The sequence below is a fragment of the Erwinia sp. PPS120 genome, from assembly GCF_047918655.1.
Lineage (GTDB): Bacteria > Pseudomonadota > Gammaproteobacteria > Enterobacterales > Enterobacteriaceae > Erwinia > Erwinia tasmaniensis_A.
Map to the genome: position 1 here is coordinate 139,969 of NZ_JBLREF010000001.1, position 22,622 is coordinate 162,590.

At 54.1% G+C, this 22,622-nt stretch carries 15 protein-coding genes; 8 read left to right on the forward strand and 7 right to left on the reverse strand.

The features are described 5' to 3' along the window. The first annotated feature begins 81 nt into the window (after nucleotides 1-81). Nucleotides 82-1,134: a DUF1176 domain-containing protein gene (locus ACLRGG_RS00675; protein WP_416247933.1), complete on the forward strand. Its 1,053-nt coding sequence runs from the start codon at nucleotides 82-84 to the stop codon at nucleotides 1,132-1,134. 76 nt (nucleotides 1,135-1,210) lie between these two features. Here ACLRGG_RS00675 and ACLRGG_RS00680 read toward each other — a convergent pair whose 3' ends face one another. After that, entirely contained in the window at nucleotides 1,211-2,962 is a 1,752-nt protein-coding gene (locus ACLRGG_RS00680) for a hypothetical protein (protein WP_416247934.1), read from the reverse strand. Nucleotides 2,963-3,374: 412 nt separating this feature from the next. Here ACLRGG_RS00680 and idnO point away from each other — a divergent pair, with 412 nt between their 5' ends. Further along, nucleotides 3,375-4,139: a gluconate 5-dehydrogenase gene (gene idnO, locus ACLRGG_RS00685; RefSeq protein WP_416247935.1), complete on the forward strand. Its 765-nt coding sequence runs from the start codon at nucleotides 3,375-3,377 to the stop codon at nucleotides 4,137-4,139. Here the strand turns inward: idnO and ACLRGG_RS00690 are convergent. After that, nucleotides 4,071-5,279: an amidohydrolase gene (locus ACLRGG_RS00690; RefSeq protein ID WP_416247936.1), complete on the reverse strand. Its 1,209-nt coding sequence runs from the start codon at nucleotides 5,277-5,279 to the stop codon at nucleotides 4,071-4,073. The two genes, idnO and ACLRGG_RS00690, sit on opposite strands and share 69 nt — an antisense overlap. 277 nt (nucleotides 5,280-5,556) lie before the next feature. Here ACLRGG_RS00690 and ACLRGG_RS00695 point away from each other — a divergent pair, with 277 nt between their 5' ends. After that, nucleotides 5,557-8,808 (forward strand): beta-galactosidase, encoded by a 3,252-nt coding sequence (locus tag ACLRGG_RS00695; protein ID WP_416247937.1) that lies wholly within the window; start codon nucleotides 5,557-5,559, stop codon nucleotides 8,806-8,808. Between the two features lie 25 nt (nucleotides 8,809-8,833). On the opposite strand, the gene ampH is transcribed toward ACLRGG_RS00695, so the two are convergent. The 3 genes from ampH to opgB form a co-directional block, all read right to left on the reverse strand. Then, complete coding sequence (gene ampH / locus ACLRGG_RS00700; RefSeq protein ID WP_416247938.1) at nucleotides 8,834-10,012, reverse strand: D-alanyl-D-alanine-carboxypeptidase/endopeptidase AmpH; 1,179 nt, start codon at nucleotides 10,010-10,012, stop codon at nucleotides 8,834-8,836. Nucleotides 10,013-10,187: 175 nt separating this feature from the next. Beyond that, entirely contained in the window at nucleotides 10,188-11,762 is a 1,575-nt protein-coding gene (locus ACLRGG_RS00705) for a methyl-accepting chemotaxis protein (RefSeq protein ID WP_416247939.1), read from the reverse strand. 169 nt (nucleotides 11,763-11,931) lie between these two features. Continuing rightward, nucleotides 11,932-14,235: a phosphatidylglycerol--membrane-oligosaccharide glycerophosphotransferase gene (gene opgB, locus ACLRGG_RS00710; protein WP_416247940.1), complete on the reverse strand. Its 2,304-nt coding sequence runs from the start codon at nucleotides 14,233-14,235 to the stop codon at nucleotides 11,932-11,934. Nucleotides 14,236-14,805: 570 nt separating this feature from the next. Between opgB and ACLRGG_RS00715 the strand changes: the two genes are divergently transcribed. Further along, nucleotides 14,806-15,957, forward strand: coding sequence for a porin (locus tag ACLRGG_RS00715; protein WP_416247941.1), 1,152 nt, complete (start codon nucleotides 14,806-14,808; stop codon nucleotides 15,955-15,957). A 91-nt stretch (nucleotides 15,958-16,048) separates the two neighbouring features. Here ACLRGG_RS00715 and ACLRGG_RS00720 read toward each other — a convergent pair whose 3' ends face one another. Then, nucleotides 16,049-16,438, reverse strand: a complete 390-nt coding sequence (locus ACLRGG_RS00720; RefSeq protein WP_416247942.1) for a tautomerase family protein — start codon at nucleotides 16,436-16,438, stop codon at nucleotides 16,049-16,051. Nucleotides 16,439-17,327: 889 nt separating this feature from the next. On the opposite strand from ACLRGG_RS00720, the gene ACLRGG_RS00725 reads away from it, so the two are divergent. The 4 genes from ACLRGG_RS00725 (at nucleotide 17,328) to mug (ending at nucleotide 20,515) form a co-directional block, all read left to right on the forward strand. After that, on the forward strand, nucleotides 17,328-18,323 hold the full coding sequence (locus tag ACLRGG_RS00725; protein ID WP_416247943.1) for a hypothetical protein: 996 nt from the start codon (nucleotides 17,328-17,330) through the stop codon (nucleotides 18,321-18,323). Between the two features lie 163 nt (nucleotides 18,324-18,486). Then, nucleotides 18,487-18,957, forward strand: a complete 471-nt coding sequence (locus ACLRGG_RS00730) for a heme-degrading domain-containing protein (RefSeq protein ID WP_416247944.1) — start codon at nucleotides 18,487-18,489, stop codon at nucleotides 18,955-18,957. Nucleotides 18,958-19,022: 65 nt separating this feature from the next. Next, the gene (locus ACLRGG_RS00735; protein WP_416247945.1) at nucleotides 19,023-19,979 is read left to right on the forward strand and encodes a beta-propeller fold lactonase family protein; all 957 of its coding nucleotides are present in this window, start codon (nucleotides 19,023-19,025) and stop codon (nucleotides 19,977-19,979) included. A gap of 8 nt (nucleotides 19,980-19,987) precedes the next feature. Continuing rightward, on the forward strand, nucleotides 19,988-20,515 hold the full coding sequence (gene mug, locus ACLRGG_RS00740) for a G/U mismatch-specific DNA glycosylase (RefSeq protein ID WP_416247946.1): 528 nt from the start codon (nucleotides 19,988-19,990) through the stop codon (nucleotides 20,513-20,515). Nucleotides 20,516-20,581: 66 nt separating this feature from the next. Here mug and rpoD read toward each other — a convergent pair whose 3' ends face one another. Beyond that, nucleotides 20,582-22,426, reverse strand: a complete 1,845-nt coding sequence (gene rpoD, locus ACLRGG_RS00745; RefSeq protein WP_416247947.1) for an RNA polymerase sigma factor RpoD — start codon at nucleotides 22,424-22,426, stop codon at nucleotides 20,582-20,584. Nucleotides 22,427-22,622 lie beyond the last annotated feature (196 nt).

Here is a 22,622-nt window from a genome sequence, read left to right on the forward strand (position 1 = left end):
TATCAGTTAATCAGAGCGGTACTGACCGGACGCTGAGGCTTTATGCTACCCTCATGACCTGAACCATTACGGAGAGATGGCATGAAAAACCTCTACAAAACAGCCCTGGTCGCGATGATCCTACTCAGCGCCCCGGCGATGGCGGATAAAACCGGCGTGAGCTTCGAGCATAAAGACTGGGAGCTTGCCTGCGACAATACGCTGACCTGCCGCGCAGCAGGCTATGCGAAAGAAGAGGGCGAGGGGGGATCGGTGTTACTGAGCCGCGACGCCGGGCCTGATATCGCGCCAACGGGTGAGGTGATACTGGCCGATACCGATGCGGATAAAGCGGCACCCGTGACGAAGCTAACCTTGTGGATCAATGGCCGGGCGGTCGGCGACCTGGCTTCGGTTAAAGATGAAGCGTGGCAGCTGTCGGCGTCCCAAACCCAGGCCGTTATCCGCGCCGTTAAGGGCAGTGCAAAAGTCGAGTTTAGGGGCGGTGCTGCGCCTTTTATCCTCTCCGGCGAGGGGGCTTCAGCCGTCATGCTGAAAATGGATGAGGTGCAGGGGCGTATCGGTACGCCGGGTGCGCTGACCAAAAAGGGTGATAAGCCCGAAAGCAGCGTGTTACCCGCCGTTCCGGCACCGGTTATTCAGGCTGCGAGCGTCAGTAAAAGCCCCACTCGCCCACTCACGGCAGCGGAAATCGCCCTCTTTAAACCGAAAATGCGGGTTACGCTAAAGGGCAATGATTATTGCGACCGTCAGCAGCCCTCAGATGAGCGCAAGGACGATGCGGAGGATGACAGGCTTTCGGTGACGCCGCTGGATGACAGTCATGTTTTGGTCTCCGCGCTCTGCTGGCGGGCCGCCTATAACGAAGGTTATGGCTACTGGGTGACGGATACAAAACTGTCTGAACCCCCCGTGCTGGTGACTGATTCCGGCTCCGGATACGATAAAGGAGTGATTACTTTGGCTCAGAAAGGCCGGGGTATCGGTGACTGCTGGAGTTCGGCAAGCTGGGTATGGGATGGAAAAGCATTCCGTCAAAGCCATATCGCCACCACCGGAATGTGCCGCTATATTCGCGGCGGAGGAACCTGGGATTTACCTACTCTGGTGACGGAAGTGAAAGCGGCCCAGTAATCTCCATAACCGACCAGTAGCCAAATGAACGTTAATCTGTTCATCTGGCTATTGACCGTATAAATAATGCTATAGCCTACTGATGAATATCATTCTCTTTCGCTGGTAACGTATCTGCGGCGACATTAATCCCGGCTTTACAGTAGTCGAAAAAGTTATCGCTGTGGATTTTACGCCACACGCCCCATTCTCCATCAGAACCCGGTGTGACACCCAGAGTTTGCCAGCCGTTTTCCCAGGTATCACCCTGATAGGTCACTTTCTGGCAGGCATCTTTATAATTAACAGATGCAGACCATGCGGGGATCTTTACCGCTTCACCTTCAGAAATCGTCACCACGGCACCGGTTTTATCTACTGATTTAACGGTGATCAGCTTGCCCGAATAAGTGTCATATAAAGTTTTCCCCGGCATTAGCGGCGCGTCTTCACGACCGGTGCTGCCTGGGGTGGTATTAATAATGACGTTATAGCTTCTAAGCGGTTGGGGACTAATTTCTCTGACAATTACCCCATTAATGAACGGTGAACTGGCAGGCCAGTTACTGTCAAAACCCCCAGGCTGACGATATTCCAGCATCAGATAAGGGAAGTTTTTATTTTTACGCACGATACGTAAGCCCTGTTTACCTCCTTTGTCATCAAGCAGAGGAGCAATTTTATAGGTGCCGTCGCCCACCATCGGGAATTGTTCGTCAGTTAACCAGCCTACGTCATACATATAATTAACCGGGTACATCCGGACGCCACCGCCGCCCATGGTGTCCGAAATATCATTACCTCCTCCACTCTTGCCACCGATCTTACAGCTGTCATCAATTTTAACTCCGGATTCAGTTGCAGGGCAATCAACCAGAATATTTGAGTGCTCAAACCCCAGCGTATGTCCAAATTCATGCGACCACACCCAGTATTTATGGCCGCTGGCATTAGAGGTCATAAATCTTCCTGGTGCGTCAAGTGAGGTGGGTAAACGGGCTATGGCAGTATATGAACACTTGCTGTTTGACGTATGCTCTAAAATAACCATGTCGTAACTGGCCGCGTCCACACCCTCTTTTTTTGCAAGCTCAAGAGCTTTATTGCGGTATTGATCGGTATCGCATGCTTCTCCAGGCTCACCAATATCAAGGTTATCAAGCGTTTTACCCTCTTTAATGCTCAGGGTGCCCCGGGAGGCCAGTGTGATATATTCGCTTAACGAACTATAGGGGCCATTGCCGCCGAAAAGTGCCCTTCTGATTGCATCGGTTGAGCTTTCTTTTTTACCTGAAAAATGAGTGTTTAATAACAGTACGCTCAATGTTCCCTTTATGTTTCTCTTAGGTGCTGAGAAGTTTTTTAATTCCCATAGCCCATTGGCGTCAGATTCTTTATTTAAGACGAGTTTATTATTGGCATCAAGGGAAAGTTCGCCATTACGTCCATAATCTCTTTGCACCTTACTGATCATATTATAATTAATGGGTGGGCGAGCATTTAATAACCAGTATGTTTGCGAGCTGTATTTCCCGCTATCACAGGCACGCATATCAATACTATTTCCATCCAATGAGGAGAAAAGACAGGTTGTCGCTGGAAGCGTGCTGTTTTTGATTGTATGGTACTCGTCGGAGACGCGCTGTATAAGCCACTTCTGTGACTCTGCATTGCTACATTGGTTAAATACAATATTTTTTTTATCACTCGCAAGATCCATACATTTATCCGGACCCGCTAATGCATTAGAAATCGTGATGCCGGCATCTTCAGCGAAAGTATTTTCACTCATCAAACTGATAAGAAGGGCAGGTGCCAGCAAAAGCAGTTTTTTTGGTATCTTATGCATATTTATATCTCTCAGAGAAAATGAACGTTCAGTTCAGATAATAAATACCAGACCTGATCAGTTTATTGTCAGGGGCGTAATATATCGGATGATCTCGCAAGCAGAGTATTGGCGCGGGTACGGAAGTTGTCGCTGCCAGTTAAGTAGATACGGTTTAATATAGCGTGATCTATTGTAGGTGCCTGCATTATATTTATTGTTTATCCTTCTTATTCTGATTATCGAAGTAAGGACTATTGCTGATTTCGCCGCCGTTACAATGGTGGAGTATTGAGGTTAGATAAAGCGGCATCGCCTGTCTCCCGCGGCAGGGATACCTTTTGCCTGAAAACGGTGGCATTATCGGTACGAGTTACAGGCGTTTTATTCTCAACTTCTCACAACCCGCCAGCACGGGACGGAGCGGAAAATCATGAGTCAGTTATTCAGTCTGGACAATAAACGCATTTTGGTCACCGGCGCAGCCCAGGGAATTGGCTTTATTATGGCGCGGGGCCTGGCCGAGCACGGCGCAGAGATCATTATCAATGGCACCTCGGCGGTGCGGGCGGAGAACGCGGTTATACAGCTGCGCGAGGAGGGATACCGTGCGTACTCTGCGGTATTTGACGTCTCAGATGCGCCCGCGGTGGAGAAGGCCATACAGATGATCGAAGGGGATATCGGCCCGATAGACGTTCTGTTCAATAATGCGGGTATCCAGCGGCGGCATCCCTTTACTGAATTCCCGCTGGAGGAGTGGAACCAGATCATCGCCACCAATCAGACCGGGGTATTTGTGGTTTCACAGACCGTTGCGAAACGGATGATTGAACGCAGGGCCGGGAAGATTATCAATATCTGCTCAATGCAGAGCGAGCTGGGGCGCGACACCATCACCCCCTACGCGGCGGCTAAGGGCGCGGTCAAAATGCTGACGCGCGGCATGTGTACCGAGCTTGCCCGCTACAATATTCAGGTCAACGGTATTGCACCCGGCTACTTCGATACCCCGATGACCAAAGCGCTGGTGGAGAATACGGAATTTAGTGACTGGCTGTGCAAACGCACCCCGGCGGCGCGCTGGGGTGATCCGGAGGAGCTGGTTGGGGCCGCAGTGTTTCTCGCCTCAAATGCCTCGAACTTCGTCAACGGCCACCTGCTGTTTGTTGATGGCGGCATGCTGGCTGCGGTGTAGCTTATCCAGCGCGGCTACCGCAATACGGGCCAGATAGTCCGCTGTCGGGTAGAGTGCGCGATCGTCCACGCGAAACTGTGGATGATGCAGTGCAAAGGGGCCACCCGAGCCAATCATCAAAAAGGCACCCGGCAGCCGTTGCAGGTAGAAAGCAAAATCTTCGCCTATCGGGCTGGCGGGCACCTCGCGGGGTTCAAACCCGGCTGCGGGGGCCAGCTCAAGTGCAAAATCGACCCACTCGCGATCGTTCACCACCGATGGCGGGCCAGGCTGCCAGTCCAGTACGATGCTGGCATCAAAGGTGGCGGCGACGCCGTCCAGAACCTGGCGCAGACGCCGCTCAATCAGCGTACGTGCCGTGGCGCTAAAGGTGCGAACCGTGCCCTCCAGCCAGGCGCCATCCGGGATCACATTCCAGGTACTGCCGCTGTGCACCTGCGTAATCGACAGCACGGCGGTCTCTTCCGGGGGCAGGTTGCGGCTGATCAGCGTTTGCAGCGTGCTAATCAGCTGACCGGCAATCACGATCGGGTCGTTGCCATCGTGCGGTCGTGCGGCGTGGCTGCCTTTTGCGCTGATGGTAATGGCAAAGCGATCGACGGCGGCGGTCAGCGCACCTTCCCGGCTGCCCGCCACGCCAACCGGCAGCGTCGGGTCATTATGGATACCGAAAATCACCCCAGCCTTATCCAGCGCGCCGGTAGCCAGCAGGGCCGGGGCGCCGTAGCCTGTCTCTTCGGCGGGCTGGAACAGGATCCGCACCCGACCGGGGAGCAAGGACTCCTTTTCCTTCAGCAAAATAGCCGCTCCCAGCGCCGCCGTGGCGTGAAAGTCATGTCCGCAGGCGTGCATGACACCCTGATTCAGGGAACGCCAGGGCACATCGGCCTGCTCCTCAATCGGTAATGCATCAATATCGGAACGCAGCACCACCAGCGGGCCATCCACATTGCCCACTTCTGCCACCAGGCCCGTTTCGAGCGGCAGATTGAGGACGCGGATCTGCCGCTCCGTCAGCGCAGCGCGCAGGCGGGCCGTGGTTTCAAACTCCTGGCGAGACAGCTCGGGGTAGCGGTGAAGCTCCTGGCGCAGGGCCTGGAGTGAATCGGCGAGCGGCTGATGCTGTGGGGATATCTTCATAGCGATCTCTTCTGGCTGAACGGTCGGGATCATCATGCCGCCGGGGCAGAGAGCAGGGCAAGGCATAAATGCCCTTAGTTTTTATTCATATAAGTTACTGCTAATTAACACAAAAAGAAGACGTGCGCGTCTGTAGCCAATTATCCGCTCTTACCGGTGTCGCGCCGTTTTGTTTCGTGAGACGTCTCACCGAATCCGCGCTGTCAGCTTTACAGCCAGACGGCGGGTCAACATAGTGTCATTCCGGCGCTGGCTGGTAACCCTTCTGGAGCGACATATGCACGATGCGTCAAGACCCTCCCACAGCGTCAGTTTGTCTGCGCTGCTGGCCCGTAAAGATTGGGAAAACCCGGGTGTTACCCAGCTTCATCGCCTGCCCGCGCACCCGCCTTTTGCCAGCTGGCGAGAGTCCGCGGCCGCCCGCGATGAAGAGGAAAGCCCCAGCCTGTGCAGGCTCAGCGGTGACTGGACGTTCAGCTATTTTCACCGCCCTTATCAGGTGCCGGACGCCTGGATCACAGGCGATCTTGCGGGCGCTGCGACGATCCCGGTGCCCGCTAACTGGCAGCTGCACGGCTATGATGCGCCGATCTACACCAATATAAATTACCCTATTGCGGGATCCCCGCCAGCGGTGCCGGACGAGAATCCAACCGGCTGTTACTCGCTCAGCTTCCAGGTCTCCGCTGGCTGGCTGGCGGAAGGCAGCACGCGCGTAATCTTTGATGGCGTCAGTTCGGCTTTTCATCTGTGGTGCAACGGCGTCTGGGTGGGCTATTCACAGGACAGCCGGCTACCGGCAGAATTCGACCTCAGCAGGCTGTTGAAAGCCGGAGAGAACCGGCTGGCAGTGATGGTGCTGCGCTGGAGCGACGGCACCTGGCTGGAGGATCAGGATATGTGGCGAATGAGCGGCATATTTCGCGACGTCTGGCTGCTGCATAAACCGGCGACCTGGCTGGCTGATTTTCATCTGCACACCGATCTCAACGCTGACTTCTCTGCCGCCACTCTGGTGGCAAATATCCAGCTTGCCGGGGAGAAGGTGGCGACAAGTCGCATTACCCTGCAGCTGTGGCAGCAGCAGATGCTGGTGGGCGAATGTAACGCCCGGCCTGGCAGCGCAGTGATTGATGAGCGCGGTCACTACGCCGAGCGGGTTGAACTCAAGCTGCCTGTCGCGCAGCCGCGCTTATGGAGTGCCGAAATGCCGCACCTCTATCGGGCGGTGATCCTGCTGACCGATGCCGGGGGTAATCTGCTGGAGGCGGAGGCCTGCGACGTCGGCTTTCGCCAGGTGCGTATTGAACAGGGTCTCTTAACGCTTAACGGCCAGCCACTGTTGATTCGCGGCACTAACCGTCACGAGCATCATCCTGAGCGCGGCCAGGTGATGGATCCTGAGACCATGCTCCAGGATATCCGCCTGATGAAGCAGAATAATTTCAACGCAGTACGCTGCTCGCACTACCCTAACCATCCGCTCTGGTATCGCCTGTGCGATCGCTACGGGCTGTACGTAGTGGATGAGGCGAATATTGAAACCCATGGCATGCAGCCGATGAGCCGTCTGTCGGATAATGTGGCCTGGTTCCCGGCCATGAGCGAACGGGTGACGCGAATGGTGCAGCGCGATCGCAATCACCCCTGCATTATTATCTGGTCGCTCGGCAACGAGTCCGGGCACGGTGCCACGCAGGACGCACTCTACCGCTGGGTCAAAGCAGCTGACCCTACCCGTCCGGTACAGTATGAAGGGGGCGGGGCCAACACCGCTGCCACGGATATCCTCTGCCCCATGTATGCCAGGGTTGATGAGGATCAGCCTTTTCCCCAGGTGCCGAAGTGGTCAATTAAAAAATGGCTCAGCCTGCCGGGCGAGACCCGGCCGCTGATCCTCTGCGAATACGCCCATGCGATGGGGAACAGCCTCGGCGGTTTTCATACCTACTGGCAGGCATTCCGCCAGTATCCGCGCTTGCAGGGCGGCTTTGTCTGGGACTGGGTCGATCAGTCCCTGCTAAAACGGGAGGCTGACGGCCAGCAATGGTTTGCCTACGGTGGGGACTTTGGTGACAAGCCAAACGATCGCCAGTTCTGCATGAACGGGCTGCTGTTTGCCGATCGCACGCCGCACCCTTCGCTGTATGAAGCAAAGCGCGCGCAGCAGTTTTATCAGTTCAGACTCATTACCCACGCACCGCTGGTGATTGAGATAGAAAGCGAATATCTGTTTCGCCACAGTGATAATGAACGGCTGCGCTGGCAGGTTTGCGCTGAGGGTAGGGTGCTGGAGCAGGGAGAGCAGGCGCTGGCGCTTCCGCCACGGGGAAAATGTCAGTTAACGCTGACTCTGGAGACGCTTCGCCACCCTGTGTCACTTAACGCGCAGGGGCAGGTCTGGCTTAACGTTGTTGTGCTACAGCCCCGGGCGACGCCCTGGTCAGAGGCAGGGCACAGCGTAGCCGGTGAACAGTGGCGGCTGCCCGCGGCCCACTCTGTCGCTCCTCTGCCGGATAGCCCGGGCGTTGAAGGTCCGGTGCTGTCGCTCACCGATGGGCACATTGTGGTGACTTATCAGGATCAGCGCTGGGATTTCGATCGCCTGCGTGGTGAGCTCACCCAGTGGTGGAAAGCGGGTCGCCCGGCCTTCATTAACCCGCTGCGCGATAACTTTATCCGGGCCGCGATCGATAATGATATTGGCATCAGCGAGGTCGATCGTATCGATCCTGGGGCGTGGTCTGAACGCTGGAAAGCCGCCGGATACTGGCAGATGCAGCCTGAGCTGCTGAGCTGTAGCGCCGACAGGCTACAGGACGAAGTGATGATCCGCACCGGGCATGCGTGGAAACACCAGGAAAAAACGCTGTTTGTCAGCCGTAAATGCTGGCGTATCGACCGCCTCGGCGAGCTGCATATCACGGTAGAGGTAGAGGTAACCTTTGGCGTGCCTTATCCACCACGCATTGGCCTAAGCTGCCAGCTTGCGCAGCAGGAAAAGCAGGAAAAGCAGGAAGATCGGATAGAGCCGCGAGGGCAGGAAGAGTTAGCGCAGCAGAAGGGGCAGACAGAACAGACAGAACAGACAGAACAGACAGAACAGACAGAACAGATTGAGCAGGTGGAGTGGCTGGGCAGAGGCCCGCATGAAAACTACCCCGATCGCCAGCTCGCTGCCGACTGGGGCCACTGGCGGCAGCCGCTGGATAACATGCATACGCCATATGTTCGCCCCTGTGAAAACGGCCTGCGCTGCGACACGCGGATGCTGCGCTACGGGGCGCATCGGCTGAGCGGCCATTTCCACTTCAATATTGGCCGCTACAGCCCCCGGCAGCTGGATATCACCACGCACCGGCACCTGCTTACGCCCGAGGAGGGGTGCTGGCTGAATATCGACGGTTTTCATATGGGCATCGGCGGAGATGACTCCTGGAGCCCCAGCGTAGCCCCGGCGTTTCTGCTTAAGGAGAGCGGTTACCGCTATCAGTTCAGCTGGCGGCGGGATGATGCCGATCCTGTTTAAGTGCGGCCAGTCGAATGCACAGGTATTATTCTGCCATAATGCTGGCGGCCAGCCTGGCGCTGCTGGGGGTATTGCCAATCAGCTCGGTCAGCAGATTATTCACCCCGTCGCTCATGGCGGTGAAATGCGTATGCGGCGAGCGCGTGATCACAATAAATACCCCGACGCTGTACTGCGGCACCATGGCCATATAGGTAATAAAGCCGCCGCCGCCGCCGGTTTTCTGGATAATGCCCGGCCTGCCGTCTTCGGGAGCCATATAGACCCAGCCCATGCCGAGGGCAGTGGCTTTACCCGGTACGTCCATACCCTCGACTTTCGTCAGCTGGCTGCGCTGATAAATCATGGTCTGGATGCGATCGGCCTGCGCGGTGCGCGGGCTGAGATCGGAGGAGAGGAACTGCTGCATCCAGCGGCCCATATCGTCCGGGGTAGAGTAAATACCGCCGCTGCCGATGGCCGCCAGGGTATTGATACAGGGGCTGGCGCCTTTTTCTGCCACCATCAGCCTGCGGCACTGTTCCGGGGACGGCGTAAAGGTCGTGTCTTTCATCCCCAGCGGACGGGTGATCTCGCGCTGAAGCAGGGTCGGGTAGGGAACGCCCGCAGCCCGGGAGAGGGCATCGCCCAGCAGATCAAATCCCAGGTTGGAGTAGGATGCCTGAGTGCCGGGAGCCGCTTTTAGCTGTGCGCTGTTAAGCCAGTGCCAGCGCTGGCTGTAGGTGGGCCAGACGAAAACCGGACGATTGGCCTTACCGCCGGGCTGTTCGCGCGGCAGACCGCTGGTATGGGTGGCAAGATTGATCAGACGGATAGTTTGCCCGGCACCGACGGGCACACGGCTGCCGGCGGGCGCGTATTTACTGAGCGGATCGTCAAGCCTTACCACCCCCTGTTCGGAAAGCTTGACCAGCAGTTCACTGGTCATCAGCTTGGTCAGCGAGGCGATGCGAATAACCGAATCTTTTTGCGGACGAACGCTGCTGCCGGGCCGAATGGCCCCCTTGCTGGCAAACACCCGCTGATTGGCATCAATCGCCACCATTGCCATGCCGGTGGCTTTGGTATTATAGAAAATGTTATCAGCGTAGCGGTCTACAATGCGGGAGGCCAGCAGCGGATCGGGCGCGGGGCCTGCCGCCAGGCTGTAAAGAGGGAGTGCGGCAGCGGCAAGCGCCAGCAGTCGGTGAATCAGATATTTCAACGTGCGTACATCCGTCAGAATCAGCCTGTGAGGGCTCACAGTTTAATCTGTTTTACCTCGGCATCAAAAGGGATATAGCCTCTTTTTCGCAAAATGAGTACAAGGGTTAATGGATGTTAAACGCGGGGGAAGAGCTAGTGCTTCCGCCCGCTATGACGATTGAATCACCTGCGGCTTATGCCCTGGCGGTGTAATGCGTATCGGTCAGTTTGAAAATACTGATAGCCTGTGAGAGCTGTACCGCCTGTTCCTGTAGTGAATGGGCCGCCGAGGCTGACTCCTGCACCAGCGAGGCGTTCTGCTGAGTCACCTGGTCCATTTGGGTAATGGCCATATTGATCTCATCAATGCCGCTACTCTGCTCATTGCTGGCAATCGAGATTTCACCCATGATTTCCGTCACGCTTTTCACGCTGGCCAGCACTTCCTGCATGGTTGAGCCCGCTTTAGCCACCTGCTTGCCGCCTTCATCCACTTTTGAAACCGAGTCCTCAATCAGCTGGGCGATCTCTTTTGCCGCCGACGCCGACCGCTGGGCCAGGCTGCGCACCTCTGCCGCCACCACGGCAAAACCGCGACCCTGTTCGCCCGCGCGGGCCGCTTCCACCGCTGCATTGAGCGCCAGGATATTGGTCTGGAAAGCAATGCCATCAATGACGCTGATGATATCGACGATTTTCCGCGATGAACCGTTAATCATATCCATGGTGGTGACCACCTGGCTAACCGCTGCTCCGCTTTGTACCGCCACGCGTGAGGCCTGTGCCGCCAGCTCATTCGCCTGACGGGCGTTGTCCGCGTTCTGTTTAACAGTCGAGGTCATCTGCTCCATCGCCGAGGCCGTCTCTTCCAGCGAGCTGGCCTGCTGCTCGGTACGGGAGGAGAGATCCATATTACCGTTGGAGATTTCGCTGGAGGCGGTCGCAATCAGGTCCGTGCCGTTACGCACTTCTGTCACGATGCGCAGCAGATTATCGTTCATGTTTTTCAGGGCGATCATCAGCTGACCGGTTTCATCGCGTGAGGCGGCCTTGAAGACCGTACGCAGATCGCCAGCGGCAACATTTTCCGCCACCTTCACCGCATCACGCAGCGGCAACACAATAGAGCGGGTCAGGAAATAACCGAGGATCATCGCCGCAATGACCGCGATGCAGGAGAAAATCAGGGTAATGGTAATTGCCATTGAGCCTTCGGAGAGGGCAATGGCGCCTTCACCCTGTAGCTGCTGCGACTGCGACTGGGCAAATTTTTGCGCCAGCTCCAGATAGGTATTCTGTACCGGGGTGATTTTTAACAGCACATACTCTGCCGCTGCATCCTGATTGCCACTCTTTATCAGTGTAATCAGCGCGGCTTTAGACTGTTCAAACGTGGCGGCGGCTTCCTGTACCGCCTGGATTTTCTTCTTCCCACCCGGCGTGACCTGAATCTTAACCAGGCCGTTAATTGCTTCGTTGGTTTTCCGGGTGGCATTATCAAGCTGGGTAAAGCGTTTTACGTTGAACTGTGGCCGGGTGGTATCAATCACTATACCGCGCAGATATTTAATCTGTTCGTTGACGCCATCGCGCACGTCAAACGCCAGTCGGACTTTGATATAGCGATCGTTGACGATGCTTTCGATCGCTTTATTAATATTGCCAATTTTTACCGTGGCAGTAACGCTCACAATTATTAAGAGCATCACAATAAGGCTGAAAGCACCGCCGAGGCGAGCTCCGACTTTCAAATTGCTGAATAGTGCCATGACGTTGTTCCCTATCGAAACTAAAAGGTTATCAATACCAAAAGGTTGGGTGCGGCAGGGCGCGATCATCAGCAAGCGATGCAGGGATTATCATTCTTCTCACGCCCAGGCTTTCTACATCGGCATAACATCAGAAAACTTCACCATAATCTTGCCTGGGCGAGAGGCGTCAGGTCTGGGGGCCGGGTTCAATCTGCAGGCTGATCAGGCCGATGCCCAGCTTGCGGGCAGCGAAGCCATCCACCGCGCCTTCCGTGGTCTCTTCGGGCGCTGGAGGCAGGATTTCAATGATACGGGCCTGGGAGGGGTTACTGAAATGCAGCTGTACGCGGGTGTCGCGGGTGCCCAGCGTCACCTGCTGCGACACCCCGCCGATCCGGAGGGTAAACGGCTGGCGGGCATTGGCACCAAAAGCCCGCGCGGTCAGCGTTAGCGTGAATTCAGCAGGCAAAGGGGCCAGATACTCAATGCTGACTGCGGGCATCAGGTTAGCATCGGACCAGCGTCCGCCCCAGGGTTCGATATAGGAGAGCCCCGTGACCTTCAGCACCTGCTTTGGCAGCCCCGACAGAGCAAACAGGATGCGGTCTGAGGTATATTTCAGCGCATCATCAGCAGTGTGCAGGCGGGTCACCGCCTGCTGATAGCGCGCGTCACTGCTGTTACCCACGCTGCGGAAAGCGACTTTACCCAGCGTCGAGCCGGCGGCGATTTGGACTATCTCAGGGGGTGAACTCAGGGTGCCATCCGCCACGCACAGACTGGTATTCAGCGCCAGCTTTTCATCCCAGACGTCTCCCATTTTGTAGCAGCGGTCTACCCAGACAAATTTCTCATCCGGGGCGAATGCGGCAAGCTGTTGTTTAAGCGGCGTGGCCAGGTAGACGTCAAATTTTGGCTCAATTTTATCGGCTTTTACCGAGAGCAGCAGCGGCAGCTTGAAGTGTACGCCGGAGAAGCTAAAGGTATTTTTATCGGTATCAATTCTGTAATCCGAGATAGCCCGCGGGAAATTCCACAGCTTAATGACGTCCGGTTTCCACTGATTAATTTTCTCCTTCACGTTCAGATAAACGGCTGAGAGGGACGTTGAGGAGAGGCTGCTGCGCCCCAGGCCTATATAGTTATCACCGCCCATCGCATCCAGCACGGTGGCGCCGTTATCCAGCGTGCTGCGCTTCACGCTCATGGTTTTGCTGGTGGCCTCGCTGCCACGCAGCATAAAGAACAGATCGCTACGGGGATGCTGGTTGAGGTATTTAAAGGCGGTATTGTTCATTGCCAGGTGATCCGAGCTGACCACAATAATTGTATTTTTGAAATAGGGGGTAGCCTGGATGCGGGCGATTAACCGGGCAATATGTTCCTGACTACAGGCCACGGCGGCGAAGGACTTATTGGCTTTCCCCTCCCATGGGTAGCTCTTACGCTGGCAGCTACGGGAAATAAAGCCGTCAGGATGGTGCGTGTCCACCGTCAGGGCAAACAGCGAAAAGGGCTGATTCTGCTTCGCCAGCGCCAGGTACTTGTCGAACACCATATCCATCAGCGTATCGTCATACCAGCCCCAGTCATTGCGGTAGCTGGCATCGCTAACCACGCTTTTCAGTTCGTCAAAGCCATAAAGATGATCGAAGCCGTGGGAGGAGAGGAACAGATCCTTACCGGCAAAGCTCAGGCTGGCACCCTGGTAGAAATAGTTCTGGTAGCCGGAGGCTTTAAGAATATCGCCCAGGCAGACGTTTTGCGGATAAAAGGTTGAGAGCGCGCTGGAGGCGTTGCCATCAAAGGGGGCGAACAGGGGAATGCCACACTGCGAGGCCACCATACCGGCAATGGTGTATTCGGTGCCGGGAAGCTGTGCGGTGTTACTGAAATCCACGGCGCGGTTTTTTATGCGCCCCAGCTCCGGGGCCAGCCCGGGAAACGCCTTTTCATCAAAGTAGGTGCGCTCCAGGCTTTCGGCATAGATGTAGACCAGATTGGGTTTGCTGCCGCTGATATGCGTATGCGGAACTTTGTACCAGGCGTAAAAATCGGCGCTGCTTTTGCCCGCCTGTGACTTGATCAGGCTGGAAACCTGCTGATACGCCGGGGTGGTTTGAATTGAAGCCAGCGCCAGGATAACGGCCAGCAGGCTGTACAGCAGGCTGTGGCGATGCCCCTTTCGCAGGCGTAGCACCCAGCATAAAACGAGAAACAGGCCTACCAGGCCCGCAATCAGCCCGACGGCGGGCATAACGTATTTGCTGATGCCCGCCCCGCTCAGGCTGCTGGTAATGGTGTAGATCACCGCATCATTAATGCCTTCACCCGTAAAGTAGTTACTAGCCACCAGTGAGGCATTAAGAATGATATAGATGCCCAGCAAAAAGGCGATCACCGACAGCCAGATTCTGTTTCTGCCACCTTTCCACGCATAAAGCGCAACAGAAGCACTAAAGAGTATCAGTGAAACCATTTCTGAACCCATGGGCGATTAGTATCCTTAACTGGCGCGATCGACGCCTGATGCTGTTGAGAGTAGGGGGTAAGTGGCAGGTATTGGCGTAATTTAACGCAGCGAAATATCCCTGGCAATACGCCCTCCTTGGGGGAAAAAGCGTGGGATCCCCGGCTGATGATCTACTGTTTAGTCTTCGTTTAACTTAAGGGGGTTATCGGGCGGGGCGGCTTAACATTAACCTACAGGTAAATGAGGCGAACACCTATAAAAGTATATTAAAATCAATAAACTATTGCCTCAGCGAAATCAGGGTAGCCTGATTAAGTTAAAGAAATATCATGAAATATTTCCCGGTCATAAAAGCAAAGAAGATGCCAAAAATCAGATTTACTTCACAGCCTGAAATCGCCATGACAAAACCTTGCGTTTTTGACACGAAATGTTCATAGATGTGTGTGAATGATTCCGCAGACATATCTGCTTAACATTTTATGTTAATGAATTCGCCCAACAGGTCGTTTAAGTCCATTAGCTGTAACACTTCTCACGCTACTATCTTCAGCGGATTGGTTTGGTAATATTTCACAGGGCTACATAATGTTAATAAAAATGCGCGTTTTAACCCGGGCCATTGCGCTGGGGCTGGCAGTTGGCAGTGCATCTTTTGCGGCACACGCAGAAATAACCCTTATTAAGCAGGATCCGCAGGCCGGTGACCCGCTCAGCCGCCTGAACTTCACCGTTGGCGGCAGTATCCGTCCGCAGTTCAACAACCTGACCGGCGATGACGGTAAAAACGCGTACAAGCGTAACGGCTTTGACGGCGGTACACGTTTTCGCTTCCTTGCCGATTACTACCTGTTTGATGACATCAGCTGGGTAGGCTATTACGAGCTGGGAGTGAATATTCCGGCGGTATTCGACTGGGATAACCATCATGCCGACGGCGCACACGATACCAGCCGCCGTATGCTTTATACCGGCTTCCAGAGCAAAACCTGGGGTAAACTGACTTTCGGACAGCAGAACAGCGTCTACTACGACGTGGTGGGGTCTAAAACCGACGTCTGGGATTACGATATGCTCGCTCAGGCGCCGGGCAACGGTATTAACGGCGACTACGATGGTTCGTACCGCTCACGTAAGATGCTGAAATATAAAAACACCTATGGCGCAGCGGACGTCTATGCCTCTTATCTGTTCGCCGATAACGAGTATCTGCCGGGCAATGGCCTGCGCTATAAGCGTCAGGGCGGCGGCTCGCTGGGCGTAGATTATCACCTGACGAAAGATGTGACCTGGGGCGCGGCGTGGAACTATACCGATGCCGAAATGCGTAACCCAGCGAACAACGGGTCAAAATCCTACAACCAGAATATTTACGGCACCTCCATCAGCTGGAAGCCGGATAGCTGGACCTTCTCGTTTGGCGGCGGTTACTACCAGAATTTCCTGACCACCCATAAAAAGGATGTGAACAACTACTTCGCCGGTGACGCGTGGGGTATTGAATACATGGCGGGTTATACCATTCCGGTTGGCCAGTACGGTCTGAAGACCTTTATGCCTTACGTGATGGGCGACCGTCTGGAGTACGTTAACGATCGCGACTATCTGCGCATCGACAACGGCGTTGGCATCACCTTCCAGCTGGATTACGGCTTCCGTGTTGACTACGAACACGTCTTCACCTCCAGCACCGACAACCTGGGTGATATGAACCTGGTGCGTCTGCGCTACGACTTCTAAGCGCTTTTCATGTCCTCCGGCTGGCGCCGGGGGACATTTATATCTGCCTTCACCAATAAAAAAATCTCAGACTACCTCGCTGCTGGCAGGATCACAGTTCGCCGGTGACGTACTGCGCGTTGCCGTTGCCGAAGCTCCAGTCCCCTTTGGCATTGGTGATAAAGCTGATCATCACGTCGCTCCCGGCGATACCGCAGCTCTCCTGCAGTTCGCGGCACAGTTCCTTCATAAAAAACTGCTTCTGTTCATCGCTGCGTGGGCTGGTAAAGACTCTGACCATCACCAGATTATCGGTGCGCGTCAGGCCAAGGCCCGTATCCTCAAAGACCATCTGGTAAGCTTTGTTTTCGTGAACAATCTGGTAGCGATCGCGCTCGGGCACCTGAAAGGCCGACAATACGGCGCGGTGGGCCGCATCCAGCAGCGTTTTCATCTCAGATTCGGAGCGACCCTGAATCACATCAAATTGAAGTAACGGCATAAATTCTCCTTAGCAGCGTTAAAAAGCAGGATTGTCGGTTAGTCACGAAGCCCCTGTTTAGGGGCATTCCGCCAGGTAAAAAACGCGATTGTTGAACTGATTATTTTCCCTGATGAACAATAGCAATAACAGCGCTAATTTAGAATGTCATTCAGGAATAAAACTGTTGTTTGAAAGGGGCGTAGTCATAAGCCAGCCTCCGGCATGACAGCAGGAGTGGCACGCCGGGCTTTAGCGTAGGTATCGCACAGTGAGTACCTTGTTTAAAACACGCTACATCCTACCGCTGATATTACGTTCACGTGACTACCGGTAAACACAGGGGCATTTATACCTAAATATGGCCTTCACGAAACACAGATAATAGTTTGTATTTATTACTAATGTCACAGCAATTTTACCCTTAATGTCTTACATGAAAAATAGAAAATAAAAAGCGCTAAGCCAAATTCTTTTAAACGAAATCCTGTGATGAGTTTTTTCTGAAGTGATACGATGTCATTAAATATTGCGTGGGTAATCTTAAGGGAGGTTATCAGAGGGTTGTGAAACAAAGTTAATATTATAAGTAATGGGTTTGATATGGATGGCTCACATATTTAAATATATTTATAATATAAATTTGAAGGTGGCCAGAAGGCTCTGGTTGGAAAATCAGGCTGTAAATGGTTACGGTGAAATGGTAATGCTGTAAATAAGATATGAAATTTTTCCCTGGCTGGCCATATGAAATTTGCAAGGATGCTACATTTTGAAGTAAATGGTCTTTTTATAATAAAATCTCACGAAGATAGCAGGTAATATCAAAGGTATATTTTTATGGCGATCATCCGAATAAGGGTGATATATCATATAACACTAAAAATCTGATGCTTACATGAGGGTAATAATGAATATTATAGGTTATCTGGGAAGAAATGCTATTATAGGAAAAAAGAGCCTGGAAAACTCCGGGAAAAAGACAATGAGAGAAACCAGTGAAAAATTGCTGGATCCGACGCAGGTAAAAAATACTGTTTATAAGCTGTTAAAAACACCAAAAACACCAAGAACCCCAAAGAATCCCGGAGAACAGGCTAATGACGTTAAAGCTGCCTTAAACGCTGAGCTTACTTCCACCCTGGAAAGAATGAAGAAAAACGGCGGTCCAGAGTTGAAGCATCAGAATGATCGGCAAATGACGAAAGTGCAATTAGAGATTTATGAATCAAAAATGAAATATAAACAATTAGAGAGTGAAAGGAAAATCGCTGAGGACAAAGAAGAGGCAAGAGTAGCTGCTGCGCTGGAGGCTGAAGCGAAACAAAAGGCGGCTGAAGTCGAGGCTGCCGCGGCGGCGAGCAGAGCACCAGTTCCCCTGAAACTTGACGCGAAGGGCATTCCACTGCCTCCGCCACCTCCACCTCCTGTGGGTAATTTTCCGCAGAAATTACCCACTCCAATCAACGCAGTGACTAATAAGACTGCCCGTGTGCCCGGTAAAAGTAACCCAACTGGGCCAGCAGATAATTTCTTTCAGAAGCAACTGGTTGATGAACTCAAAAACAAACTACTGCTAAGGCGAGCTGACCAGGGCAACATTACGGATACAAACACGACTGATCCGCTACTGATGACCACAACCGATGGGCCACTTCCTGAATGGAAAAGAGAACTTGCTGAACAAAAAATGTTATATGCGCGTGACGCGGATCGACGTAAAGCTGCAGAAGCTAAAGAAGAGGCAAGAGTGGCCAGGAATATTGAGGAGGAAGAGGAAAAAAGCAGGATTGAATCGCAACAAAAGGCCGCTGAGGCTGCTAAGGCTGCCGAGGTGAGAAACGCACTAGTCCAACGGGACGAAAGAGGCATTCCTTTACCGCCACCTCTACCGGCTTTAAAGTAAAACATACCCTGCGAGAAGTTTTACCCACTGGCTGTGGGCGGCCTTTGCAGAAACCAAAAGCGATCGTATTCGCAAAACAAAACGCTGGTTTCGTTTTACTGTTTTATGAAAAATAAATATCCATTATGATCGCGACCATCATCTGTTCATACCTGGAGAAATTATGTCTGCCGTTCCCAGTCTGGAGATCCTGCAGGGGCAGGAAAAACGTGTACGTCTGAATCATTTTGGTTTTGGTAGTGCCTGGACACTTGGACAGGCCATCCGCAACCGGGCAGCCAGCGAAAATATGCCGGTAGCCATTGAGGTGTATGCCTTTGGCCAGGTGCTGTTCAGCGCCGCGTTATCCGGGTCGAGCATAGAAAATATGGAATGGGTCGCCCGTAAGCGCAATACCACCCTGCGCAATGGCCGCGCCTCACTCTATACCGGTCTGCTTAATGAGGCCGCTGGTCAGCGGATGGATGAGATGACGTATATCGATCAGCAGCGCTACACCGATCACGGCGGCAGCGTGCCTTTACTCCTGGTTGGCGGCGGCGTCATCGGGGCCGTTACCGTCAGCGGACTGCCCGCGCATGAGGATCACGCCCTGGCGCTGTGGGGTATTGAGCAAATTTTGTTACCTGTTTAAGGGCGACAGACCCGGCTGATGCGCTACCTTTTGATGATGCATAACCGACATTTTAGGAGCCATTAGTGAAGTCTGACACCCGTTATGGTCTGATTGCCGTTGATAAGCAGGGCAGCAATGTCCTGTTTCTCAACCCTGAAACTTTTGCCGTCGAGCGTGAGCTTAACGCCTTCCCGCCCCGTCCACACGAGCTATTAATCCTGCCGAAACAGCATAAGGCCTATGTACCAATCTTCGGTGACGGTATTCATGGCGATAATCCCCATCCGGGCCACAAGATTGCGGTTATCGATCTGCGTCAACGCGAGCTGACGGGTTTTATCGACGTCAGTCCACAGGAATCCCCGCACACGGCGCGCCTGGGACAGGATGGCTACGTCTATCAGTGCTGTGAAAACAGCGCCGCGATTCTGGTCATCGATCCTGAGAGCGATACCATCATCAACAGGATCGCGGTGCCGTCGCACAATGCTCATCGCTTAACGATCCTCCCTTCCGGCCATAAGCTGTTTACCGACAACGAAGAGGATGGAACCATCACCGTGGTTGAGCTGGCAGAGGGACAGGGAAAGGTGATTGAAAATATCACTATGCCCGGCTCCGTCAACGGTATTGCCGCTTCGCCGGTACTGCCGTATATCGTGGCAACGGATGGCGATCGCCCGCTGCTGCACGTACTGGACGCACAAACCCACCGTCTGTTGCAGACGCTGACCCTGACCGGCCATCAGAAGGTCAGCCAGCTGGTGCGCTTTAGCGAGGATGGTTCGCTGCTGGTGGTCATTGGCGATCAGGAGCCGGTAATAAGCCTGTTTGATGGCAAATTTAATCCGCTGGGGCAGGTCGCTGTGGGGCATAAGCCGATGGATGGCTGCTTTAGCCCGGATAACCGCACGCTGCTGATTGCTAACGAGGATGACGGTACGCTGAGCGTGATTGATATCGCCAGCCTGAAAGTGATCGCCACGCCGTCAGTAGGGAAGGGGTGTGAAGTGCTCAGCTATTTTCGTTTACCTGACTGAGAGAGAGAATGAGCGACATCACGGAGCACGACATAACCGATATTTTGGCTCCCGGCTTAAGGGTGGTTTTCTGCGGTATCAATCCCGGCAAGTCATCTGCGCATAAAGGCTTTCACTTTGCCCATGGCGGAAATCGCTTCTGGAAAACGATCTGGCAGGCCGGGTTTACTCCGGTGCAGCTCAAGCCGGAGGAGGAGCATAAGCTGCTGGATAGCCGCTGCGGCATTACCATGCTGGTTGAACGGCCCACCCGGGAAGCCACTGAGCTATCACGAAGGGAGCTGCGCAACGGGGGCCGGGCGCTGCAGGAGAAAATCGCTCACTTCCAGCCCTACGCGCTGGCCGTGCTGGGCAAGCAGGCCTGGCAACAGGCGTCTGGCGTCAGTAAGGTCGCGTGGGGCCGACAGCCGCACCTTATGGGCGTGACGGAGGTCTGGGTGCTGCCTAACCCCAGCGGGTTGAATCGCGCCTCACAGGATGAGCTGGCGGCCGCCTACCGTGAATTAGAACGTTCACTGGCTGAACGGGGCCTGTGAGAAATGCAGCCATAAAAAAAGCCCCTGCCGGGAGGCAGAGGCTTTTTTAGCGGGCTTAACGACGCATTAATCGTCGAGGAAGCTGCGCAGCACTTCGGAGCGGCTTGGATGGCGCAGCTTGCGCAGCGCTTTGGCTTCGATCTGACGAATACGTTCGCGCGTAACGTCAAACTGTTTGCCTACCTCTTCCAGCGTGTGGTCGGTATTCATATCAATACCAAAACGCATACGCAGCACTTTCGCCTCGCGCGCCGTCAGCCCTGCCAGCACGTCATGCGTGGCAGAACGCAGGCTCTCGGACGTCGCGGAGTCCAGCGGCAGCTCCAGCGTGGTATCCTCGATAAAGTCACCCAGATGTGAATCTTCATCATCACCAATCGGCGTCTCCATAGAGATTGGCTCTTTGGCGATTTTCAGCACCTTACGGATTTTATCTTCCGGCATCAGCATCCGCTCGGCCAGCTCTTCCGGCGTCGGCTCACGGCCCATCTCCTGCAGCATCTGGCGAGAAATACGGTTGAGTTTGTTAATCGTCTCAATCATATGCACCGGAATACGGATGGTGCGCGCCTGGTCTGCGATGGAGCGGGTGATAGCCTGGCGGATCCACCAGGTTGCATAGGTCGAGAATTTATAACCACGGCGATATTCAAACTTATCCACGGCTTTCATCAGACCGATGTTCCCCTCCTGGATCAGATCCAGGAACTGCAGACCACGGTTGGTGTACTTCTTGGCGATAGAGATAACCAGACGCAGGTTAGCCTCAACCATCTCTTTCTTCGCACGACGCGCTTTCGCTTCGCCGATAGACATGCGACGGTTGATGTCCTTCACCTGCTCAATGGTCAGGCCGGTCTCTTCTTCAATCTGCGACAGTTTTTGCAGGCCGCGATGCACGTCTTCAGAGACGTCTTTTAACTTCTCTGACCAGGGTTTGTTCATCGCCAGGGCCGCTTTAAACCAGGTTTCGCTGGTTTCATTGCCGGTAAACAGGGTGATGAAGTTTTTCTTCGGCATCTTACAGATTTCAACACAAAGCTTCATGATCAGACGTTCCTGCGTACGAACGCGGTCCATCATGGTGCGCATGCTGTTCACCAGGAAATCAAACTGCTTCGGCACCAGGCGGAACTGTTTGAAAACATCTGACAGGTTCTGAATTTCAGCAACGGCATCGGCGTGACTGCGGCCTTTAGCCTTGATTACCGTGCGGGCTTTTTCATACTGAACGCGTAGATCGTTAAACTTCTCGCGCGCCAGTTCCGGATCGATGCTGTTGTCGTCGTCGGCGCTGTCGTCATCGGACTCTTCATCTTCGTCTTCATCATCGTCACGCTCTTCTTCAGAGAGTTCCGAGCCAACGTGCGTGGCGGTGGGCGCGATATCGGCTTCAGCGTTGGGATCGACAAAGCCGGTAATCATATCCGACAGGCGCGCTTCGCCCGCCTCAACGCGGTCATACTGCTCCAGCAGGTAGGTAATGGCTTCCGGGTATTCAGCAACGGAACACTGGACCTGGTTGATACCGTCTTCGATGCGCTTCGCGATGTCGATTTCGCCTTCGCGGGTCAGCAACTCAACGGTACCCATTTCGCGCATATACATGCGCACCGGGTCTGTCGTCCGGCCGATTTCTGACTCAACGCTGGACAGGACCTGTGCGGCCGCCTCGGCAGCATCTTCATCGGTATCGGAGCTGTTTTCGTTCAGCATCAGATCGTCGGCATCAGGTGCTTCTTCAACAACCTGTATGCCCATGTCGTTGATCATCTGAATGATGTCTTCGATCTGATCGGAGTCGACGATATCTTCCGGCAGATGGTCATTGACCTCGGCATAGGTCAGATAGCCCTGCTCCTTACCACGGGTGACAAGTAGCTTAAGCTGTGACTGCGGGTTTTGCTCCATAAGACGGTATCCACACTTCTGTTAAATTAGATTGGTGTCGGTCGGCTAAGCAGCCAACAATAACAGTGAGGGCGTTGGTTTATTGCCGCTGCCCATCTCGGCGGCTGCCAGGGTCGACCTGGCGGATAATCGGCACTTAAGCCGCTGGATATTCGGTTCGATGCGCTATCACCTGCCATTTTTGGTTCGGGCAGCG

Coding starts and splice junctions, on each gene's coding strand:
- ACLRGG_RS00725 (WP_416247943.1), top strand. CDS start 17,328: ATGAATATTATAGGTTATCTGGGAAGAAATGCTATTATAGGAAAAAAG.
- idnO (WP_416247935.1), top strand. CDS start 3,375: ATGAGTCAGTTATTCAGTCTGGACAATAAACGCATTTTGGTCACCGGC.
- ACLRGG_RS00720 (WP_416247942.1), bottom strand. CDS start 16,438: ATGCCGTTACTTCAATTTGATGTGATTCAGGGTCGCTCCGAATCTGAG.
- ACLRGG_RS00675 (WP_416247933.1), top strand. CDS start 82: ATGAAAAACCTCTACAAAACAGCCCTGGTCGCGATGATCCTACTCAGC.
- ACLRGG_RS00715 (WP_416247941.1), top strand. CDS start 14,806: ATGTTAATAAAAATGCGCGTTTTAACCCGGGCCATTGCGCTGGGGCTG.
- opgB (WP_416247940.1), bottom strand. CDS start 14,235: ATGGGTTCAGAAATGGTTTCACTGATACTCTTTAGTGCTTCTGTTGCG.
- ACLRGG_RS00690 (WP_416247936.1), bottom strand. CDS start 5,279: ATGAAGATATCCCCACAGCATCAGCCGCTCGCCGATTCACTCCAGGCC.
- rpoD (WP_416247947.1), bottom strand. CDS start 22,426: ATGGAGCAAAACCCGCAGTCACAGCTTAAGCTACTTGTCACCCGTGGT.
- ACLRGG_RS00695 (WP_416247937.1), top strand. CDS start 5,557: ATGCACGATGCGTCAAGACCCTCCCACAGCGTCAGTTTGTCTGCGCTG.
- ACLRGG_RS00680 (WP_416247934.1), bottom strand. CDS start 2,962: ATGCATAAGATACCAAAAAAACTGCTTTTGCTGGCACCTGCCCTTCTT.
- ACLRGG_RS00705 (WP_416247939.1), bottom strand. CDS start 11,762: ATGGCACTATTCAGCAATTTGAAAGTCGGAGCTCGCCTCGGCGGTGCT.
- mug (WP_416247946.1), top strand. CDS start 19,988: ATGAGCGACATCACGGAGCACGACATAACCGATATTTTGGCTCCCGGC.
- ACLRGG_RS00730 (WP_416247944.1), top strand. CDS start 18,487: ATGTCTGCCGTTCCCAGTCTGGAGATCCTGCAGGGGCAGGAAAAACGT.